The organism is Nocardioides nitrophenolicus (genome assembly GCF_016907515.1).
In the GTDB taxonomy this organism is placed as follows: domain Bacteria; phylum Actinomycetota; class Actinomycetes; order Propionibacteriales; family Nocardioidaceae; genus Nocardioides; species Nocardioides nitrophenolicus.
In genome coordinates this window covers 4015205-4034262 of record NZ_JAFBBY010000001.1, presented here as the reverse complement: position 1 = coordinate 4034262, position 19058 = coordinate 4015205, and the positions used below count along the sequence as shown (strand labels likewise).

Genomic DNA, 19058 nt, shown 5'->3' with positions numbered 1-19058 from the left:
CCACCAGGCTGGTCGGCGCTTTTCCGCAGCGGAGAGGCTCTTCGAGGGGCTTTCCTGCTGACAGCCGTCGCCCAGTCGTGCGGACAGCGTGTTACAGCTCAGGCGTGAGCCTCACGGCGACCACGTCGGAAGGACCGGCCCCCGTCGTACGACGACGCGCGGCTTGGCATGGCGGGGGCGGAACTGCGCGAGATCGGTCGCGTCCGCACCGAACCGGGAGCAGGTGTCGAGGAACTCCCGACGACAGCGCTCCAGCGCGATCTGTCGCCGACGTCCGAAGAAGTCCCTCCACGTCAGCCGCGACACGCCTGTCTTGAACCCGGTCACGAAGTCCTGACGCAGTTTCTCGTCCCAGAGCACGTCCTCTGGATCCTTCACGGCGAAGCCGCCGGCGCCCACCGAGCGCAGCTTCGACCTGCCGTCGATCTCGAAGAAGTGCCGTCCCAGACGCAGGTCGCACCACACGGTCCGGCCCTCCGCCGTGAGCCCGAACTGTGGCTGAGGTACGCCGTAGCCGAGCTGGCTGACGAGGTCCCGGCCGAGCGTCTCGGCGACCGAGTCCGTGAGCGGGGACGCGGACGCGATGACATCGCGCACCACGGTGACGTTCGGCCACGACGTCATCGAGCTCGCCGCCCGTTCGAGATCGACGAGCGTCGCGCCTGCGCGGAGGGCGGAGTCAGCAGCGACCAGGCCTTGCAGGTAGCCGTGCTCGCGAGCGATGTCGAGGCTGGTCCGCGAGGGGTCGAGGACGGGCACCCCGTCGATCTCGACGACCTGGCCCGGCTCGAACGGCGCCAGGTGATGCTTGACGCCATGGCGCAGGTGAGCGCCGACGATGCCGGGACGGCCGATGTGCGTCACCGGCTCGGGCTCACGAAGCACGTCGAGCTGCTGGACGAGCGCTGAGGAGTGGTGGGACATCACATGCGGGTCGTCGACGCGCAGACTGTCGGCCCGGTCCGTGAGCACCCTGAGGTGGGGGTAGGTGGTGAGCGAGGAGACGTACGCCGCTTCGGCGTACACCCCTCGCCGGACGGCGATCCACGTCCCTGCGCGAACGAGGCTGTCGATCCGGTGGCCGAGCATGCCGGCACCGATCGCCTGACGCCTGGTGATCAGGCCCCACTGCGCGCTCATCAGCGCGCCCACCCGAGCATTCATGCGAAGACGATCAGCCGTCCGCCTTCCCTCCGGCGACCCCGAGCCCACCGCCTGTGGACGACCCTCGCCTGCGTGCCGGCTGTGGATGCTCGCGGTAGCGATGCGCACGTGCCGGGACGGGTGATGTAACACGCTGTCCATACGTCTGGTCGCCCGCTGTCAGCAGAAAACGGCCGCCACAGCGCTCCGATCAGCTGATTCGGGCCAGGTTGTCGGGTGGACAACGTGTTACAGCGGTCGGGCCAGCCGCGCCCCACCCCCGCGACGCACCGGCCTCTCACCGGAACTCCTCACCCCGTCCTCAGCCGGATCACAGGGACCGCTCGCACAGTGGGTGACATGACCCAGGCCCTGCCCCCGATTCCGCCGACCCCGCCGGTTCCTCCCGCTCCGCCCGCGTTCCCGCCCCCCTCCTTCGAGAGGGCGCCGGCCCCACACCGGCGACCGAGGCGGGCCGGGTTCGCGGTCGCGGTGCTGACCGGCGCCCTGGTCGTCGGGGGTGGGGCCGGGGTCGCCACCGCGGCGCTCTACGACAGCTCCCAGGGCGGCTCCGGCAGCGCCGGCGGCTCGTCGTCGCTGCCGGTCGTCGACAACGGCAACCGGCCCGCGGCCACGGGCAGCGTGGAGTCCGTCGCGTCGACGGTGCTGCCGTCCGTGGTGGCCCTCGGCGTCAGTGGCGGCGGCTCGGCCGGCAGCGGCTCGGGCGTCATCCTCGACACCGACGGGCTGATCCTCACCAACGACCACGTGGTCACCTTGGGCGGGCAGATCCCGGCCGACCAGGCCGAGGTGACCGTGTCGTTCAACGACGGCAAGAAGGTGCGGGCCACCGTCGTCGGCACCGACCCGCTCACCGACACCGCCCTGGTCAAGGTCGACGGCGTCTCCGACCTGAAGCCGATCACCATCGGCAAGTCCAGCAACCTCGACGTCGGAGAGCAGGTCGTGGCGATCGGGTCGCCCTTCGGCCTCGACGCCACGGTCACCAGCGGCATCGTCAGCGCGCTCGACCGGCCGGTCGAGGTCGCGCGCGACGCCCAGGGCAATGCCACGGCGTATCCCGCCATCCAGACCGACGCGGCGATCAACCCCGGCAACAGCGGCGGGCCGCTGGTCAACATGGACGGCCAGCTGGTCGGCATCAACGCCTCGATCCGCTCCACCTCCTCGGGCCAGGGCGCCGAGTCGGGCTCGATCGGCCTCGGCTTCGCGATCCCGATCGACGAGGTGCTGCCGATCATCGACCAGCTCAAGGCCGGGGAAACCCCGACCCATGCCCGGCTCGGCATCCAGGTCGCCGACGTGGCCGGTACGGCGGGCTCCAGCGACACCACGCTCAGCGGCGCCCGCATCGCCTCCATCGAGAAGGGCTCCGCCGCCGAAGACGCCGGCCTGAAGCAGGACGACGTGATCACCTCGATCGACGACCACCGCATCGACGGCAGCGAGTCGCTGATCGCGACGATCCGCTCCTACCGCCCCGGCGACGAGGTCAAGGTGACCTACCTGCGCGGCAGCAAGGAGAGCAGCACCGAGCTGAAGCTCGGCTCGGACGGCTAGGGGATCCTAGGAGCCGCCGCCACCGGCCTTGCGGCGGTGCATCTTCGGAGCGCCGCCGACCACCTCGGAGCCGTGCGCCTTCTCCTTGGTCGGGCCGTCGGCGTGCACGCCCTGCTCCTTGTGGTTCTTGCGGTCGAGGGCCTCGCGCATCTTGGCCTTGAGGTCGTCGTTGGCGCCGTTGGCAGTCATGGTGGTCCTTCCGCAGCGGTGGGGGTGACTCCCCCACCGTCGCATCCAGGTGCCCGCGAGCCAAGGCATTAATGGCTCGCGTCGCTCACCGGACCCGCGCCACCCGGCCCTCGTCCCAGACCGGGCCGTCGGACTCGTAGACCGTGCCGTCGGCCCCGAAGACGCAGAACCGGTCGAACCCGCGGGCGAACCAGCGGTCGTGGGTGACCGCGACGACGGTGCCGTCGAAGGCGGCGAGACCCTCCTCGAGAGCCTCCGCGGACTGCACGTCGAGGTTGTCGGTCGGCTCGTCGAGCAGCAGCAGGGTGGCGCCGGAGAGCTCGAGCAGCAGGATCTGGAAGCGGGCCTGCTGACCGCCGGACAGCGACTCGAAGGGCTGCTCGGCGCTGGCGGCGAGCTCGTAGCGGTCGAGCACCCGGCTGGCCGCCTCGCGGCCCATCCCCTGCCGGCCGTTGGGCACGCCGTCGCCGCGGTGCAGGATCTCGACCAGGGTGCGACCGGTCAGCTCGGGGTGCTCGTGGGTCTGCACGAACCAGCCGGGCCGCACCCGCGCGCCGAGCCGGGCCCGGCCGGAGTGCGCGACCGGCGCGATGGGGACGTCGCCCACGGGCCGGTGCTCGACGTCGGGGTCGCTGCCGCCGGCCGCCAGCAGGCGCAGGAAGTGGGACTTGCCGGAGCCGTTGGAGCCGAGCACGGCGAGCCGGTCGCCGTACCAGACCTCGAGGTCGAACGGCTTCATCAGGCCGGTCAGCTCGAGGTCCTCGCACACGACCGCGCGCTTGCCGGTGCGCGCGCCGGACAGCCGCATCGTGACCTGCTGCTCGCGCGGCTGCTCGGTCGGCGGGCCGGCCTCCTCGAACTTGCGCAGCCGGGTCTGCGCCGCGCGGTACTGCGAGGACATGCCGTCGTTGTACTCCGCCTTGACCTTCAGCCGCAGCACCAGCGCCTTGATCTTGGCGTGCTCCTCGTCCCAGCGCCGGCGCAGCTCGGCGAAGCGGGCGAACCGGTCCTTCCTGGCCTCGTGGTACGACGTGAACCCGCCCGGGTGGGTCCAGACGCTGTTGCCCCCGCCGCCCGCGCCGAGCTCGACGGTGACGACGTGGGTGGCGGCGTTGGCGAGCAGCTCGCGGTCGTGGCTGATGAACAGGATCGTCTTGTCGGAGGCGGCGATCCGCTGCTCCAGCCAGATCTTCCCGGGGACGTCGAGGAAGTTGTCGGGCTCGTCGAGCAGCAGCACCTCCTCGGGCCCGGCGAGCAGGTACTCCAGCACCAGCCGCTTCTGCTCGCCGCCCGAGAGGGTGCGCAGCTCGCGGTACTTGGCCCGGTCGTAGGGCAGCGCCAGCGCCTTGACCGTGCAGACGTCCCAGACCACCTCGACGTCGTAGCCACCGGCGTCGGCGTACTCCGCGAGCGCGTGGGCGTAGGCCAGCTGGGTGGCCTCGTCGTCGGTGTCCATCAGCGCGAGCTCGCAGCGGTCGACCTCGGCGGCGGCCTTCCGGACCCGCTCGGGGGCGAGCGAGAGGAGCAGGTCGGCGATCGTCGGCTCCTCGCCGAGCCCGCGGTCGACCATCTGGCGCATCACTCCCAGCCCGCCCGAGCGGGTGACCGCGCCTGCGTGGGGCGTCAGGTCACCGGTGATGATCCGGAACAGCGTCGTCTTGCCCGCGCCGTTGGCGCCGACGAGCGCGACCTTGGCGCCCTCGCCGACCCGGAACGACACGTCGTCGAGCAGCACCCGCCCGTCGGGCAGCTCGTACCGGACGCCGGCGACCTCCACATGACCCACGAGGGTCGATTCTCCGCGACGAGGCCGCCGGCTGGCGAGCGGTTTAGCTCCGGTTCAGGCCCGCCGCTCCAGCATCGGCACCCGCGAGCGGGTGCAGGCCGCCGTGATCAGCGCCGCGAGGATCGGAACCCCGAGCCCCACGCCCACGAGGTTCGCCCACGGCACCGTGAACGACGACGCTCCGAAGGTCGCGCGCAGTGCGTAGGACACGAAGCTGCCGAGGACCACCCCGACCAGCGCGCCGACCCCCGAGATGACCAGGGCCTGCGCGCCGGCCAGGCGGCGGCGTACGGCGGGATCGGCTCCCACCGCCGACAGGGTCGCCAGCTCGCGCCGGCCCTCGGCCGCCGAGAGCGCGACCGCGATCGCGACGCCGATCAGGGTGACCAGCGCGGCCAGGCCGCCGGTGACCAGGAGGGCGAGCCCGCTCTCGGAGTGGTAGGGCCGCTCCACCGACGCCGACGCGCGATGGCCCTCCGCAGCGGCCCGGAGGCCGGCCCGGACCTGGCCCTTCGTCGCGTCCGCGTCGAAGGTGACGAAGCGCTGGGTCGGCACCACCACGAGCCCGTTGGCCTGCGCCGTCTCGGGGCTCATCAGCACCCCCGGCATCGACGCATAGGCCGTCGGCGCCTCGACCACGCGGGCCGGCAGCGAGAGCCTCGGGATGTCCTTCTCCTCCACGACGCCGTCGCCGTCGCCGTCCGCGAGCCCCTCGAGGTCGGCGGTGACCCGGCCGTCACCGCCGACCAGGCCGGGCAGGAGCGCCAGCACCTCGCCGTCGGCGAGCGCGGCGGTCTCGGCGGCGCTCAGGTCGCGCCCGAGGACGGCCCGGGCGAGCGCGGGGTCCGCGAGCGCGGCCGAGCCGCCGACGCCGTAGCTCACGCAGCTGTCCGGACAGGCGGCACCGCCGCTGAACCACACCTGCTCGACGGCCGGCCCGCCCTGCTCCTGCTGCGCACCCGGGTTCGGGTAGCCCAGCTCGCCGGCCGGGAGCGCGGTCCCGTCCGGCAGCGCCGCGGCCGCCCGCTGCGCCGCCTCCTCGACGGTCGCCGGCACCTCGTCCGGGTCGACATAGGTCGGGTAGACCTGCATCACGCCCGGCGGCAGGCTCGGGATCCAGGCCTCCTGGTCACCGCGCACGCTGCCGGCGATCGCGAACGCCGCGACCACGGACCCCGCCACGGCGAGCATGATCGCGCTCGCCGCCGGACCGGTGCGGTGGCGGTGCCGGTCGGCGTCGCGCAGGGCGATCCGGCCGGCCAGCGGCAGTCGGGCGCCGAGCCGGCCCAGCCGGCCGATGAGCACCGGCATGGCCAGCACCAGGCCGGCGATGGCGAGGACGGCACCCATCAGGACGAGCGCGACCGGGATGGTCGGGCTGGGCGCGGACACGTAGTTGCCGGTCTGCTTGGCCATGGCCAGCGCGGCGGAGTACTCCCGGAAGTCGTCGGCCATCTGCGCGCTGCCGACCAGGGCCAGCACGGCGCCGGCCAGGATGCCCGCGAGGCCGAGGAGCCCGGCGCGCCGCGAGCGGGCCCCGGTGATCCGGAACCGACCGGACAGGGCGTCGAGCGGCTGCTGACGCGACGCGCCGATGGCCGGCACCACCGCCGCGAGCACGCCCGAGAGGATGCCGACGACCACGGCGATGAGCACCTCGGGGCCGAACCGGAAGACGGGCAGCACCGAGCCGTTGAGCCACTCCCACAGCGGCCAGCCCAGCCAGGCGACCAGGAAGCCGACCGCGACCCCACCCGTCGTACCGATCACGCCGAGGGTGGCCCCCTGCACCAGCAGCACGGCGCGCAGTTGGCGGGGCGAGGCACCGCCCGCGTTGATCAGGCCCATCTCGCGCACCTGCTTGCGGGCGCCCACCGCGAAGGCGGCGCCGGCCAGCAGGATCACCTCGAGCAGCCCGAGGCCGACGATCAGGGTGGTGAGCGCGGCTCCCCGCAGCTCGTCGTAGGTCAGCGACGGCTCGTCCCAGGTCTGGTAGCGGTCGGGGTGCAGGTAGGTGTCGCGCGAGTACAGCAGCACGCCCCGCTCGGCGAGGGACGGCGCCAAGGCGTTGGCGTCGACGCCGGCCGGCAGGTCCACGAGGTACGTGGGCCGGCCGGGCTCCCACACGTAGCCGTCGGCATTCGGGACGGGCGGGACGAGATCCTGCCCGGACTGGGCGTAGGCCGCCTGACAGGAGCGGCACTGCTCGTCGCGGACGATCCCGCTGACGCGCAGCCGGATGCCGCTGAGGTCGTCGGTGACGGTGTCGCCCGCCCCGGCCTTCAGGCCCTCGGCGGCCGCCTCGGTGAGGACCACCTCCCCCGCCTTCGGGTAGCTGCCCTCGCGCAGCTGAAGCCGGTCCGGCTGGAGCCGCGACGGCAGGGTGGCGTACTGGAGCGGCAGCTCCTCGACGTCCGAGCCGCCCAGCACCTGCAGGAGCAGCCCGGACCCCGACCCGTCCTCGTCGTCCTGCTCGAGCACGGTGCCGTGGGGCAGCAGCGCGGCGACGTCGACGCTCGCCGGGTCTCTCGTCACGGCGTCATCGTCGTAGGCGTAGCCCTCCCACTCCGTCCCCTGCCGGAAGTCCTCGATGGTGGGTTGGTCGGTCACCACGAGCTTGGCGTCGGCGTCGCCGAGCGCGAGATAGGCGGCGCGGGCCGGGGAGTCGCTGGAGCGGTAGAGCACGTCGCTGAACGTGGCCACCGCCACCGGCAGCCCGATCAGCAGCGCGATCAGGATCGACCGGGCCAGGTTGCGGCGGATCGAGCGCCGCGCCATCCGGCGAGCGGGCCGCCACACGCTCACGTCAGCGCCCCGAGGTCGAGGGCGGCGGGCGCGTCGGCGACGGTCTCGTCGACGATGGCGCCGTCGCTGATGAAGACCACCCGGTCGGCCCAGGCGGAGTGCCGCGGCTCGTGGGTGACCAGCAGGCAGGCGGCGCCCGCGTCGCAGCGCGCCCGCAGCAGCCGCAGCACGCCCTCACCGGTCTCGCTGTCCAGCGCGCCGGTCGGCTCGTCGGCGAGCACCAGGCGCCGCGGACCGATGAGCGCGCGGGCGATCGCGACCCGCTGCTGCTGCCCGCCCGACATCTCGTCGGGGAACCGGTCGGCGACCTCGCGCAGCCCGACCTCCTCCAGCGCAGCGAGCGCGTCGGTGCGCGCCTCGGCGGCGGCGACGCCGTCGAGCTCCCGGGGCAGCGCGATGTTCTCGGCGGCGGTCAGCGACGGCACCAGGTTGAGGTCCTGGAAGACGTAGCCGATCGAGCGCCGCCGCAGCCGGGCCAGGTCCTTGCGGGAGAGTCCGGAGAGGGACTGGCCCTCGACCAGGACGTCGCCGGTGCTCGGCGCGTCCAGCCCACCGGCCAGGTGCAGCAGCGTGCTCTTGCCCGAGCCGGACGCGCCGCGGACCGCGACCAGCTCGCCGGGCGCGACGCTCAGCGACGCGCCGTGCAGCGCGGTCACGAGGGTCTCGCCCACGCCGTACACCTTGCCTGCGTTGCGAAGTTCCAGGACGGGGTTGGCGGTCACTGGACGGCCTCCTTCTCGGGGATCTGAACGGTTCGGGCCTTGCGGAGCCGGGCTTCACAGCGGTCGAGCCAGCTGACCTCGGCCTCGACGGCGAAGATCAGCGAGTCGATGACCATCACCCGGGCCAGGTCCTCGTCGGGGACCGACGCCTTGGCGCGGGTCAGGGACTGCAGGGAGCTCATCGCCTGGCGGCGCTGGGCCTGGACCACCTCGCGCGCCTCGACGCCGGGGGTGTTCACGGCCATCGCCAGCTTGATGGCGAGCTCGTCGCGCGGGCGCGACTCCTGCGCGATCGGCGAGCGGAACCAGCCGGTCAGCTCCTCACGACCGGCCGGGGTGAGCGCGTAGACCACGCGCCCGTCGTCGTCCGGCACCCCGTCGGCCTCGATCTGGCCGCCCTTCTCCAGGCGCTGGAGGGTCGAGTAGACCTGCCCGATGTTCAGCGGCCAGGCCGACCCGGTCGTGGCCTCGAACTCGGCCTTGAGCTGGTAGCCGTACTTCGGGCCCGGCGCCAGGAGCGCCAGGAGACCGTGCTTGATGGACATAGGTACGGAGTATGCATACGGCGTATCCATCTGTCCAGCGACACGGCGCGTCGCCTCCGTGACAGCGTGCTGCGAAGATCTCGCCATGGAGTGGATCGACCTGCTGGAGACGACGACCGGCCGGTTCGCGGAGGTGCTCGCCACGGGCGACCTCGCCGCGCCGGTGCCGACCTGTCCGGGCTGGACCCTGGCCGACCTCGGCGAGCACACCCGCTGGGTGCACGCCTGGGCCACCCACGCCGTCGTCGAGGGCTCCCCCGACGGCGACAGCCCCGCTCCCGGGCCCGGGCGCGAGGTCCTGGTCGCCGGCTACCGGGCGGCGGCGAGCGGCCTCGTCGACGTCCTGCGTCGCACCCCGCCGGACGCGCCGGCCTGGACCTTCGGCCCCGAGAAGGTGGCCGGGTTCTGGCCGCGGCGCCAGGTCCACGAGGTCACCATGCACCTCTACGACGCGCTCGGCTCCCAGGACCGCACCCGCGAGTGGCAGCCGGGCCCCGAGCTCGGCTGGGACGGCGTGGAGGAGGTGGCGAGCCTGTTCTACCCGCGTCAGGTGCGACTCGGCCGCAGCGAGCCGCTGACCGCGCCGGTGCGCGTGGTCGCCACCGACCTCGACCGCTCGCTCGTGCTCGAGCCGGACGCGGCCGGGAAACCGGTCGAGCTGGCCGCACCGGCCACCGACCTGCTGCTCCAGCTCTGGGGGCGGCTGCCCGCGAGCGGACCAGCGGCGGACGTGCTGGCGGGGGCGCGGATCACCTCCTGAGGCGGACGGGGCAGAGCCGCCCCTCAGTCCGCGACGAAGCGGGCGTCGACCTCGGCGCTGACCTCGATGTCCTCGGGTGCCAGCTCCAGCTCGGCGCCGCCCCCGCTGTCCTTGGCGGCCATCCGCATGAACCCGGCCGGTCCGCCGCCGCCCATCGGGGAGATGCCCTGGCTGAGCATGCCGGCGTCGGCCACCGCGACGGGGCGGACCTGGCCGAGGCCGAGCGCGTCGGCGTACTCCTGGGCCCGGCGGACGGCGTCCTGCACCGCGTGGGTGCGCACGGCGCGCTCCAGCTCGACCCGCCGCGCCTCGGTCAGCGCCCACTCGACGCCGTCGAGGCGGAAGCCGTCGGCCGAGCTGACCAGCCGGCCCACCCAGGTGGCGAGCCGGGCGAAGTCACGGAACTTGACCCGCACCCCGACGCTGGCGTGGTGGACGAGCGGGAGCTGCTTGCCGTCCTTGTTCCACGGCCGCTGCGCCCAGGTCCGCACCTGCTGGGTCGACCACCAGGTGACCGGTCCCTGCGCCGGGTCGTGGAGTTCCTGGATCGAGGCCCGCACCGCGTCGAGGTCGCCGGCCACCCGGTCGTACACCGGCTGCAGTGCCGGGCCCTGGAAGGCCAGCGTGACGTGCGCGGTGCCGCGCTCGGGCGACTGGAAGGCGGAGTGCGACCCGCGCACCGTGAACTCGGTCGGCATGGCGCCACTGTAGGAGACGGCGCCTCACCCACGACGGGTCTCGAGGACCCGGAACCCCTTCGCGCTGGCGATCCGGCCGGTCGGGAAGCCCTGCTCGCCCAGCCAGCGCTGCAGCGAGTCGGCGCCCAGGTTCTTGCCGACCACCAGCACCGCGCGGCCCTCGGGCGCGAGCCGCGGCAGCCAGGTCAGCAGCAGCTCGTGGAGGGCAGCCTTGCCGATCCGGATCGGCGGGTTGGACCAGATCTCGTCGTACGTCGCCGCGGGGTCGACCTGGTCCGGGGTCGTCGCGCTGAACCGCTCCCCCAGGCCCAGCGAGGCGGCGTTCTCGTTGGCCAGCAGGACGGCGCGCTGGTTGACGTCGACCGCGGTGACGGTGGCGGCGGGGGCCGCGACGGCGCAGGCGAGCCCGATCACGCCGTACCCGCAGCCCAGGTCCAGGATCCGCCCGCCGGTGGGCGGCTCGGTCTCGCGGAACAGGACCGAGGTACCGATGTCGAGGCGGCCCTGGGCGAACACGCCGGAGCCGCTGACCAGGCGCAGCCGGTGGCCCCAGACCTCGGCCTCGACGGGGGCGCGCTGGAAGGCGACCGCCGGGTCGGCGGAGAAGTAGTGCTCGTCGCTCACCGCTGCGTCTCCTCGGCCGTACGACGGGCGGCGGTCTGCGCCACCCGCGCCGCGAGCCCGGCGGCGTCGGGATAGGCGACCTCCTCGAGGGTCAGCCCGTGCGCCGGCACCACGACCACCCCCTGGTCGCGCCGCCGCCCGGTCAGGATCTCGACCGCCCACGCCGGGTCCTGCCGGCCCTCGCCGATCGCGATCATGCAGCCGACCAGGGCCCGCACCATCGAATGACAGAACGCGTCGGCCTTGACGTGCCCGACGACGAGCCCGTCGTCGGTCCGGCTCCAGCCGAACTCCAGCAGGGTGCGGATGGTCGTCGCGCCCTCCCGGTGCTTGCAGAACGCGGCGAAGTCGTGCAGCCCGACCAGCGAGCCCGCCGCCTGGTCCATCGCGGCGACGTCGAGCCGGCGCGGCCAGAACAGCACGTGGTTGCGGGTCAGCGGGTCCACCCGCTCCGGGTCGTCGACGATCCGGTACGCATAGCGCCGCCACAGCGCCGCGAAGCGCGCGTCGAAGCCCTCGGGCGCCGCACTGATCCGGCGTACCCGCACCGTCTTGTCGAGCACCCCGTTCACCCGCCGCGCCAGTACGTCGAGCTGGGTGACCTGGCGCGCCGCCGTCGGCGAGCCCTCCTCGGGATCCTCCGGCACGTCCACGTGCACGACCTGCCCGCGCGCGTGCACCCCCGAGTCGGTCCGGCCCGCGCAGGTCACCCGCAACGAGCCGACCGGGAGTCGCAGCACCGTCGTCAGCGCCGAGGTCAGCTCGGCCTGCACCGTGCGCAGCCCGGGCTGCGCCGCCCAGCCCCGGAAGTCGCCGCCGTCGTAGGCGAGGTCGATCCGCAGGCGCACCGGGCAAGCCTATGCGTCCGCGCCGGCCAGCTCCGCACGGGTCGGCGGGTCCGCACCCACCCGGCCGACGGTGACGGCCGCGGCGCGGGCGGCGTGGGTGAGCGCGGCGCTCCACTCGTCGGGCCCGAGCGCGGCGAGGCGGGAGCGGGCGTCGGCGCCGAGCAGCGGCCACAGGTGGTCGAGGAGAGCGGCGGCGAAGGTGTCGCCGGCGCCGATGGTGTCGACGACGGCCGCCGGCGTGGCGTGGACGCCGCCCGTGGACCAGTCGGGCCCGGAGCAGGCGTGCCAGGAGGCACCCTCGCCGCCGTGGGTGACGACGACGGCGACCGGCCCGCCGGGGAGGGCCAGCAGGGCGGCGGCGGACTCGCCGACGGACCGGTCGGGCCAGAGCGCGAGCAGGTCCTCGTCGGACGCCTTCACCAGCGTCGAGACGGCGGCGGTGCGCAGCACCCGGTCGAGCACCTCGCGGCGGGTGCCGGTGATCGCCGGACGCAGGTTGACGTCGTAGGTGAGGCAGGTGGTCGGCGCGATCCGCTCGACCACCGCGAGCACGTCGTCGGCGCCGGGGTCGAGCAGCGGCGCCAGCGAGGTCACGTGGACGACGTGCGCCGTCGCGTCGGGGAGCGCGGGCAGCCGCCACCCGATGTCGAAGGTGTACGACGCCGCACCGGTGGCGTCGATCACCGCCTCCGCACGGGGCGTGGCCGCCAGCACGCACGGATCCCCGGCGAGCTCCACCCCGGCGGTGGCGAGGTGGCGGGCGATCCGGGCGCCGGCCGGGTCGTCGGCGTACGCCGTGGCGAGGCGGACGGGCCTGCCCAGCCGGGCCAGGGCGACGGCGGTGTTGACCGCGGAGCCGCCGGGCCGTTCGTCGCCGTGGACCACGTCGAGCACGGATTCGCCGATCACGAGCGCCGTCGCCGTCATGTCGACACTGTCCCATAGGCTCGCGGCCGTGGCCCTCGAGACATCACTGGAGAAGCCGGCTCCGGTCCGCGCGATCGCGAACGCGCTCGCCGGCTGGATCGACCGGCTCGGCGCGGTGTGGGTCGAGGGTCAGGTCACCCAGATCAGCCGGCGGCCCGGGCTGGCGACGGTCTTCATGACGCTGCGCGACTCGGTGGCCGACATCTCGGTGCCGGTCACCTGCTCACGGGTGATGTTCGACGGCCTCCCCACGCCGGTGACCGAGGGCGCGAGCGTCGTCATCCACGCCCGGCCGTCCTACTACGCCAACCGCGGCAGCCTCTCGCTCAACGCCCGCGAGATCCGGATGGTCGGCCTCGGCGAGCTGCTCGCGCGGCTGGAGCGGCGCCGCCAGCTGCTGGCGGCCGAGGGCCTGTTCGCCCAGGAGCGCAAGCGCCGGCTGCCCGCGGTCCCCCGCCGGGTCGGCCTGGTCACCGCCCCCAACTCCGCGGCCGAGCGCGACGTCCTCGACAACGCCACCCGGCGCTGGCCCGCGGTCTCCTTCACGACGGCCTACGCCGCCATGCAGGGCCAGCGCTCGGCCGAGGAGGTGATCGAGGCCGTCCGCCGGCTCGACGCGGACCCCGAGGTCGACGTCATCGTCGTGGCCCGCGGCGGCGGCTCGGTCGAGGACCTGCTGCCCTTCTCCGACGAGGGCCTGATCCGCGTCGTCGCCGCCGCCCGCACTCCCGTGGTCTCGGCGATCGGCCACGAGCCGGACTCGCCGCTGCTCGACCTGGTCGCCGACGTCCGCGCCTCCACCCCCACCGACGCCGCCAAGCTGATCGTGCCCGACATGGCGCAGGAGCGGCTGATGGTCGACCGGGCGCGCGACGCGCTGCGCCGCGCCGTCCGCCATCGCCTGGACCGTGAGCAGGCCCAGCTCGACACGCTGCGCTCGCGGCCCGCCCTCGCCCATCCCGGCAGCCTGGTCGACACCCGCCTCGACGAGCTCGACGACTGGCGCGCCCGGATCCGCCGTCAGCTGGAGTGGCAGCTCGACCGGGCCGCCGACGACCTCGACCACCGCCGCGCCCGGGTCCGGGCGCTGTCCCCGCTCGCCACCCTGCGCCGCGGGTACGCCGTCCTCCAGGACGCCGACGGCCATGTCGTCACCACCGTCGCCGGCGTCGCCGCGGACGCCGCCCTCACCGTCCGCGTCGCCGACGGGCGGATCCACGTCACCGCCACCACGACCGAGGAGATCCATGACTGACACCACGCCCCCGGACCCGAGCGAGGAGCTGTCCTACGAGGACGCGCGCGCCGAGCTGGTCGAGGTGGTCCGTCAGCTCGAGGCGGGTGGGACCACGCTCGAGGAGTCGCTCACGCTCTGGGAGCGCGGCGAGGCGCTGGCCACGGTGTGCCAGGGCTGGCTCGACGGCGCCCGGGCCCGGCTGGAGTCGGTGCTGGGCGAGGGCGACGACGAGGGCGAACACCAGGACTGAGGCTAGGGAGCCGCCGGCGTCCAGGACCAGACCTCATTGGTCCGGACCCCGGGCCAGTCCCGCCCGTCGTCCTGGCCGGTGACGACCACGAGGGTGTCGCCGGCCCAGACCGCGGGGCCCGGCCGCGCCGGTCCGTGCGCCGGCCGCGGGACCTCCCGCCAGCGTGCGGTCGCGTCGTCGTACAGGTAGCCGGAGCCGGCGACCAGGGGGCCGCCGTCGAGCGCGAACACCGGCCAGGAACCGGTGCCGGCGGCCGGCGGCGGTGGCGGATCGGGCAACGGCGACCAGGCGCCCGTGGCCAGGTCGAGCCGACCGCCGAAGGGCACCGGACGCCCGTAGTCGCCCGGGGGGTCGCCACCGCCGTCGCTGCTGTCGAGACTGAGCCCGATCAGCCGGTCGCCGACCACGGCCCAGGGCGCGCCGAGCTGTCCGCTGGGACCGAAGGTCCGCCACCCGCCGGTGGCGCGGTCGAGCAGCGCTGCCTCGACGTACGACGGGTTGGCACCGGCCCCGGGATCGGCGACGAGCTCGTGCGCGCCGAGGACCAGGCCCCGCGGCGTGCTGACGGCGCTGCGGTCGAAGGAGGGCCCCAGCGGGTCGTCCGGCAGCTCGGACCAGGTCTTCGTGGCGGGGGTCCAGACCAGGTCCGGACGCGCTCCGTTCTCGTCGCTGCCGCTCAGGAGCACCAGCCGGTCGCCGTCGGCGACCGGCTGGTACCAGGAGTCGATGCGGCGCGGCAGCGTCGTCCAGCGGTCCGCCGCGAGGTCGTAGACGAGGACGGCGCGGTCGACGACGACGAACAGCTCCGCGCCCACCAGCGCCCGCGGTGAGTACGCCGGAACAGGTCGCGGCGCGTCGGCGATCGGCCGCCAGGCACGGGTCGCCGGATCGAGCGCGGCGCCGTCGGCCGCCGCCTCGTTGGGCCGGGCGCAGTCGGCGGAGGGCGGGCAGGCCTCGCCGATGTCCCCTCCGATCGCGAGCACCTCGGCTCCGGTCCAGACCACCACCGGGCCATCGCGCTCGGCCAACGGGAGGTCGGGCAGGTGCGCCCAGGGGTCTGCGGTCGTCGCCGCCTCGCGGGGCGGCGGCGCGCCGTCGGGGCCGCAGGCCGCCAGCGCTGCCAGGCACAGCACGACGGCGGGCAGGAGGGATCGCCTCATGGTCCTGGGACGCGGCGCCCGCCCGATCGGTTGCACGCCCCGCTCGCGCTCAGCCGACCGGCGTCGTCACCAGGGAGTCGACGATCGCCCGCAGCTCCTTCGCCGGCGCCGAGCCGAACACCAGCACCGTCATCCCGTCGACCTCGGCGGCGTAGGCGGAGTCGCCGCCGGAGTCGCCGTACCCCTTCCACTCGCGGGCCACGGGGGCGGCGACGGTGGCGGGCACCGTGTAGCCGGGGCGGGTCTCGGTGCTCTCGTCGACCCACTGCGAGAGCATCGCGGTCACCGAGCTGTCCTCCTGGCGGACCGCGACGAACTTCTGGTCGTCGGTGAGCAGGCGGACCATGAACACCGGGCGCTCGCCCGGGGTGACGTCGACGCCGGTGGAGATCCAGCCCTTGGGGAGTGCGTCGGGGTAGACCGGGGTGAGCCCGGCCCGCTGGGCGTCCTGGACGGTCTCGAGGTAGTCGACCGCCTCGGGCTTGACCTCGAAGTCGGGGCGGAAGGCGCCCATGAAGTAGAGGAGTCCGCCGATCACGACGACGGTGACGACCAGCGAGGTCACCAGGCCCACCGCCGATCGCTGGTAACGGCCGGGACGCTCGGGCGGCTGTGACTGGCTCATGACGGGTCCAGTGTCCCAGCCGGGCCCACGAGACCGTCCGCAGCCCCAACGACGTACGCGTCTGCGTCAGATTCTTGGCCAAACAGTCGCAGATGCGACAGAGTGGCGGCCATGACCGACTACCGCGTCGCGGAGGCCGCCGAGCTGCTCGGCGTCTCGACCGACACCGTGCGCCGCTGGATCGACGCTGGGCGGGTCCCGAGCAGCACCCTCGACGGGCGCACCGTCATCCCCGGGGCCGACCTGGCCGCCCTCGCGGCCTCGCTCGTCGACGAGGCCGACCGCGACCGCACCCGCGCCGGCGAGGTCAGCGCCCGCAACCGGATGACGGGGATCGTCACCCGGGTCCTCGCCGACACGGTGATGGCCCAGGTCGAGATGGTCTGCGGGCCCTACCGGGTCGTGTCTCTGATGAGCGCGGAGGCCGCGGCCGAGCTGGGCCTCGAGCCCGGCGTGCGCGCGATCGCGTCGGTCAAGTCCACCACCGTCGTCGTCGAACGACCCGTCTCCCCGAGGAAGAACGCATGATGCCCACGACCCGCCGGATCCGCGTCGCCGCCGGCGCCGCCGTCCTGCTCGCGCTCCCGCTCACCGCGTGCGGCAGCGGTGACGACGAGGGTGGCCCGAGCGGTGCCGGCGGGAGGACCGAGCTCACCGTGTTCGCGGCCGCGTCGCTGACCGCGACCTTCGAGGAGCTCGAGAAGCAGTACGAGGCGGCGCACGGCGACGTCGACGTCAAGCTCTCCTTCGGCGGCTCCTCCGACCTCGTCGCGCAGATCACCGAGGGCGCCTCGGCCGACGTCTTCGCCTCGGCCGACACCGCCAACATGGACAAGCTCGTCGCGGCCGGTCTCGCCGAGGGCGAGCCGCGGGAGTTCGCGACCAACACGCTCGTGATCGCCGTACCGCCCGGCAACCCCGCCGGGATCAAGAGCCTCGCGGACCTCACGAAGAAGGACGTCAACCTGGTCCTGTGCCAGCCCGAGGTCCCGTGCGGCAGCGCGGCGCAGAAGGTGGCCGACGCCGCCGGGGTGAGCTTCCAGCCGGTCAGCGAGGAGCAGTCGGTGACCGACGTCCTCGCCAAGGTCGAGTCCGGCGAGGCCGACGCGGGCCTGGTCTACGTCACCGACGTCACCGCGGCCGGCGACAAGGTCGAGGGCATCGACTTCCCCGAGGCCGCGGGCATCGTCAACCACTACCCGATCGTCGCGGTCAAGGACTCGAAGCACGCCGACCTCGCCCAGCAGTGGGTCGACCTGGTGCTCGGCGACGGCCAGCAGGTGCTCCGGCAGGCCGGCTTCGGGGCGCCCGCCTCGTGAGTCGCACCCGGCACGTCGGCCTGCCGCGCTGGCTGTTCGGGCCCGCGCTGCTGGCCGGCGTGTTCGTGGTGCTCCCGGTCGCCGCGATGACGACCCGGATCGCCTGGGGCGACTTCCCCGCGCTCGTCACCTCCGAGGCGGCCCGCTCCGCGCTGTGGCTCAGCCTGCGCACCTCCGCCGCCAGCACGGCGCTGTGCCTGCTCCTCGGCATCCCGCTCGCGACGGTGCTGGCCCGCAGCGAGGCGCGCTGGCTCGGCGTACTGCGCTCGCTCGTGCTGCTTCCCCTGGTGCTGCCGCCCGTCGTCGGCGGCATCGCGCTGCTCTCCGCGTTCGGCCGCCAGGGCCTGCTCGGCAGCGAGCTGGAGGCGCTCGGGATCCGGATCGCGTTCACCTCGGTCGCGGTGGTGCTGGCCCAGACCTTCGTGTCGCTGCCCTTCCTGGTCGTCAGCCTGGAGGGGGCGCTGCGCACCGCCGGGGAGCGGTACGACGTCGTGGCGGCCTCCCTCGGCGCCCGGCCCACCACGGTGCTGCGCCGGGTCACCCTGCCGCTCGTGCTGCCCGGCCTGGCCTCGGGCGCGGTGCTCGCGTTCGCCCGCTCCCTCGGCGAGTTCGGCGCCACCATCACCTTCGCGGGCAGCCTCGAGGGCACCACCCGGACCCTGCCGCTGCTCATCTACAACCTCCGGGTCACCGACGCGGACGCGGCGGTCGCGATGTCGCTGGTCCTGGTCGTGGTGGCGGTGCTGGTGATCGGCCTGGTCCGGCCCCGGGCGGCGCTGTGAGCGCGCAGGTCGAGATCGTCGTCGCCGAGCGCGGGGTCGACGTCGCGTTCGAGGTGGCCGACGGCGAGACCGTCGCCCTGCTCGGCCCCAACGGCGCCGGCAAGTCCACCACCCTCGCGGCGCTCGCCGGACTGCTCCGCCCCGACGGTGGCCGGGTGCTGCTCGACGGCCGGGAGCTGACCGGCCCGGGCCGCTGGGTCGCGCCGCACGCCCGTCGTACGGCCCTGCTGGCGCAGGACCCGCTCCTCTTCCCCCACCTCTCGGTGCGCGAGAACGTCGCCTTCGGTCCGCGCAGCACCGGCGCCGGGCGGCGCGCCGCCCACGCCACCGCCGAGCACTGGCTCGCCGAGGTCGACGCCACCGAGCTCGCCGAGCGCCGCCCGGCCCAGCTCTCCGGCGGGCAGGCGCAGCGGGTGGCCGTGGCCCGGGCCCTGGCCGCCGAGCCCCGGCTGCTGCTGCTCGACGAGCCGATGGCCGCCCTCGACGTGGCGGTCGCGCCCGCGCTGCGGACCCTGTTCCGCCGGGTGCTCGCCGAGCGCACCACCGTGCTCGTCACCCACCACGTGCTCGACGCCCTGCTGCTCGCCGACCGGGTCGTCGTCCTCGACGGGGGCCGCGTCGTCGAGCAGGGCGCCACCGCCGACGTGCTGTCCCGGCCCCGCAGCGGCTTCGCCGCCCGGTTCGCCGGGCTCAACCTGGTGGCCGGCACCGCCACCCCCGACGGCGTACGACGTGGCGACGGGGTGGTCGTCCACGGCACCCCGGGCGCTCCCCCGCCGGTCGCCGGGGCCGAGGCGGTCGCGGTGTTCCGGCCCTCGGCGGTCGCCGTGCACCGCGAGCCGCCAGGCGGCAGCCCGCGCAACGCGCTCGCGGTCACCGTCACCGAGCTGGAGCCGATCGGCGACCTGATCCGGGTCCGGGCCGGCGACCTCGCGGCCGACGTCACCGTCGCCTCGGCCGCCGAGCTGGAGCTGGCCCCCGGCGTACCCGTGACCTTCGCGGTGAAGGCCACCGAGGTCGACGTGTACGCCCGTGCGGTCCACGCCCGATAGGGTTC

The 19058-nt window shown here is 74.3% G+C and carries 20 protein-coding genes; 8 read left to right on the top strand and 12 right to left on the bottom strand.

From position 1 onward, the window contains the following. Window positions 1–111: 111 nt before the first annotated feature. Window positions 112–1164 (bottom strand): type IV toxin-antitoxin system AbiEi family antitoxin domain-containing protein, encoded by a 1053-nt coding sequence (locus tag JOD66_RS19535; RefSeq protein ID WP_204838481.1) that lies wholly within the window; start codon window positions 1162–1164, stop codon window positions 112–114. Between the two features lie 471 nt (window positions 1165–1635). On the opposite strand from JOD66_RS19535, the gene JOD66_RS19530 reads away from it, so the two are divergent. Continuing rightward, complete coding sequence (locus JOD66_RS19530) at window positions 1636–2724, top strand: S1C family serine protease (protein WP_307823614.1); 1089 nt, start codon at window positions 1636–1638, stop codon at window positions 2722–2724. 6 nt (window positions 2725–2730) lie between these two features. On the opposite strand, the gene JOD66_RS19525 is transcribed toward JOD66_RS19530, so the two are convergent. The 5 genes from JOD66_RS19525 to JOD66_RS19505 all read right to left on the bottom strand — a co-directional run bounded on the left by JOD66_RS19525 (window position 2731) and on the right by JOD66_RS19505 (window position 8771). Continuing rightward, window positions 2731–2913, bottom strand: coding sequence for a DUF5302 domain-containing protein (locus tag JOD66_RS19525; protein ID WP_141800140.1), 183 nt, complete (start codon window positions 2911–2913; stop codon window positions 2731–2733). A gap of 85 nt (window positions 2914–2998) precedes the next feature. After that, window positions 2999–4699 carry an ABC-F family ATP-binding cassette domain-containing protein gene (locus JOD66_RS19520; RefSeq protein WP_204838479.1) on the bottom strand — a complete coding sequence of 567 codons (1701 nt, stop codon included), beginning with the start codon at window positions 4697–4699 and terminating at the stop codon, window positions 2999–3001. A 54-nt stretch (window positions 4700–4753) separates the two neighbouring features. Continuing rightward, window positions 4754–7504, bottom strand: a complete 2751-nt coding sequence (locus tag JOD66_RS19515) for an FtsX-like permease family protein (protein ID WP_204838478.1) — start codon at window positions 7502–7504, stop codon at window positions 4754–4756. Further along, entirely contained in the window at window positions 7501–8175 is a 675-nt protein-coding gene (locus JOD66_RS19510) for an ABC transporter ATP-binding protein (RefSeq protein ID WP_307823613.1), read from the bottom strand. The genes JOD66_RS19515 and JOD66_RS19510 overlap by 4 nt, the downstream gene beginning before the upstream one ends. A gap of 47 nt (window positions 8176–8222) precedes the next feature. Next, complete coding sequence (locus tag JOD66_RS19505) at window positions 8223–8771, bottom strand: PadR family transcriptional regulator (RefSeq protein ID WP_204838476.1); 549 nt, start codon at window positions 8769–8771, stop codon at window positions 8223–8225. An 85-nt stretch (window positions 8772–8856) separates the two neighbouring features. On the opposite strand from JOD66_RS19505, the gene JOD66_RS19500 reads away from it, so the two are divergent. Then, the gene (locus tag JOD66_RS19500; RefSeq protein ID WP_204838475.1) at window positions 8857–9531 is read left to right on the top strand and encodes a maleylpyruvate isomerase family mycothiol-dependent enzyme; all 675 of its coding nucleotides are present in this window, start codon (window positions 8857–8859) and stop codon (window positions 9529–9531) included. 23 nt (window positions 9532–9554) lie between these two features. On the opposite strand, the gene JOD66_RS19495 is transcribed toward JOD66_RS19500, so the two are convergent. The 4 genes from JOD66_RS19495 to JOD66_RS19480 are packed head-to-tail and all read right to left on the bottom strand — an operon-like array spanning window position 9555 to window position 12628. Beyond that, a complete protein-coding gene (locus tag JOD66_RS19495; RefSeq protein ID WP_204838474.1) occupies window positions 9555–10229 on the bottom strand; it encodes an SIMPL domain-containing protein in 675 nt (224 codons plus the stop codon). 24 nt (window positions 10230–10253) lie between these two features. Further along, the gene (locus JOD66_RS19490) at window positions 10254–10853 is read right to left on the bottom strand and encodes a class I SAM-dependent methyltransferase (protein ID WP_204838473.1); all 600 of its coding nucleotides are present in this window, start codon (window positions 10851–10853) and stop codon (window positions 10254–10256) included. Next, on the bottom strand, window positions 10850–11701 hold the full coding sequence (truA, locus tag JOD66_RS19485) for a tRNA pseudouridine(38-40) synthase TruA (protein WP_204838472.1): 852 nt from the start codon (window positions 11699–11701) through the stop codon (window positions 10850–10852). The genes JOD66_RS19490 and truA overlap by 4 nt, the downstream gene beginning before the upstream one ends. Before the next feature lie 9 nt (window positions 11702–11710). Further along, window positions 11711–12628, bottom strand: a complete 918-nt coding sequence (locus tag JOD66_RS19480) for a PfkB family carbohydrate kinase (protein WP_204838471.1) — start codon at window positions 12626–12628, stop codon at window positions 11711–11713. Between the two features lie 28 nt (window positions 12629–12656). Between JOD66_RS19480 and xseA the strand changes: the two genes are divergently transcribed. Next, entirely contained in the window at window positions 12657–13883 is a 1227-nt protein-coding gene (gene xseA / locus JOD66_RS19475) for an exodeoxyribonuclease VII large subunit (protein WP_204838470.1), read from the top strand. Further along, on the top strand, window positions 13876–14115 hold the full coding sequence (locus tag JOD66_RS19470) for an exodeoxyribonuclease VII small subunit (RefSeq protein ID WP_204838469.1): 240 nt from the start codon (window positions 13876–13878) through the stop codon (window positions 14113–14115). The genes xseA and JOD66_RS19470 overlap by 8 nt, the downstream gene beginning before the upstream one ends. Before the next feature lie 2 nt (window positions 14116–14117). Here JOD66_RS19470 and JOD66_RS19465 read toward each other — a convergent pair whose 3' ends face one another. Both JOD66_RS19465 and JOD66_RS19460 read right to left on the bottom strand, forming a co-directional pair. Beyond that, the gene (locus tag JOD66_RS19465; protein WP_204838468.1) at window positions 14118–15275 is read right to left on the bottom strand and encodes a Kelch repeat-containing protein; all 1158 of its coding nucleotides are present in this window, start codon (window positions 15273–15275) and stop codon (window positions 14118–14120) included. A 49-nt stretch (window positions 15276–15324) separates the two neighbouring features. Then, on the bottom strand, window positions 15325–15900 hold the full coding sequence (locus tag JOD66_RS19460) for a DUF4245 family protein (protein WP_204838467.1): 576 nt from the start codon (window positions 15898–15900) through the stop codon (window positions 15325–15327). 111 nt (window positions 15901–16011) lie between these two features. Here JOD66_RS19460 and JOD66_RS19455 point away from each other — a divergent pair, with 111 nt between their 5' ends. The 4 genes from JOD66_RS19455 to JOD66_RS29595 are packed head-to-tail and all read left to right on the top strand — an operon-like array spanning window position 16012 to window position 19053. Beyond that, window positions 16012–16428, top strand: a complete 417-nt coding sequence (locus JOD66_RS19455) for a TOBE domain-containing protein (protein ID WP_204838466.1) — start codon at window positions 16012–16014, stop codon at window positions 16426–16428. Further along, window positions 16425–17219: a molybdate ABC transporter substrate-binding protein gene (gene modA / locus JOD66_RS19450; RefSeq protein ID WP_204838465.1), complete on the top strand. Its 795-nt coding sequence runs from the start codon at window positions 16425–16427 to the stop codon at window positions 17217–17219. The genes JOD66_RS19455 and modA overlap by 4 nt, the downstream gene beginning before the upstream one ends. Next, window positions 17216–18001: an ABC transporter permease gene (locus tag JOD66_RS19445; RefSeq protein ID WP_307823612.1), complete on the top strand. Its 786-nt coding sequence runs from the start codon at window positions 17216–17218 to the stop codon at window positions 17999–18001. Before modA ends, JOD66_RS19445 begins: the two co-directional genes overlap by 4 nt. After that, window positions 17998–19053 carry a sulfate/molybdate ABC transporter ATP-binding protein gene (locus JOD66_RS29595; protein ID WP_204838464.1) on the top strand — a complete coding sequence of 352 codons (1056 nt, stop codon included), beginning with the start codon at window positions 17998–18000 and terminating at the stop codon, window positions 19051–19053. The genes JOD66_RS19445 and JOD66_RS29595 overlap by 4 nt, the downstream gene beginning before the upstream one ends. Window positions 19054–19058: the final 5 nt, after the last annotated feature.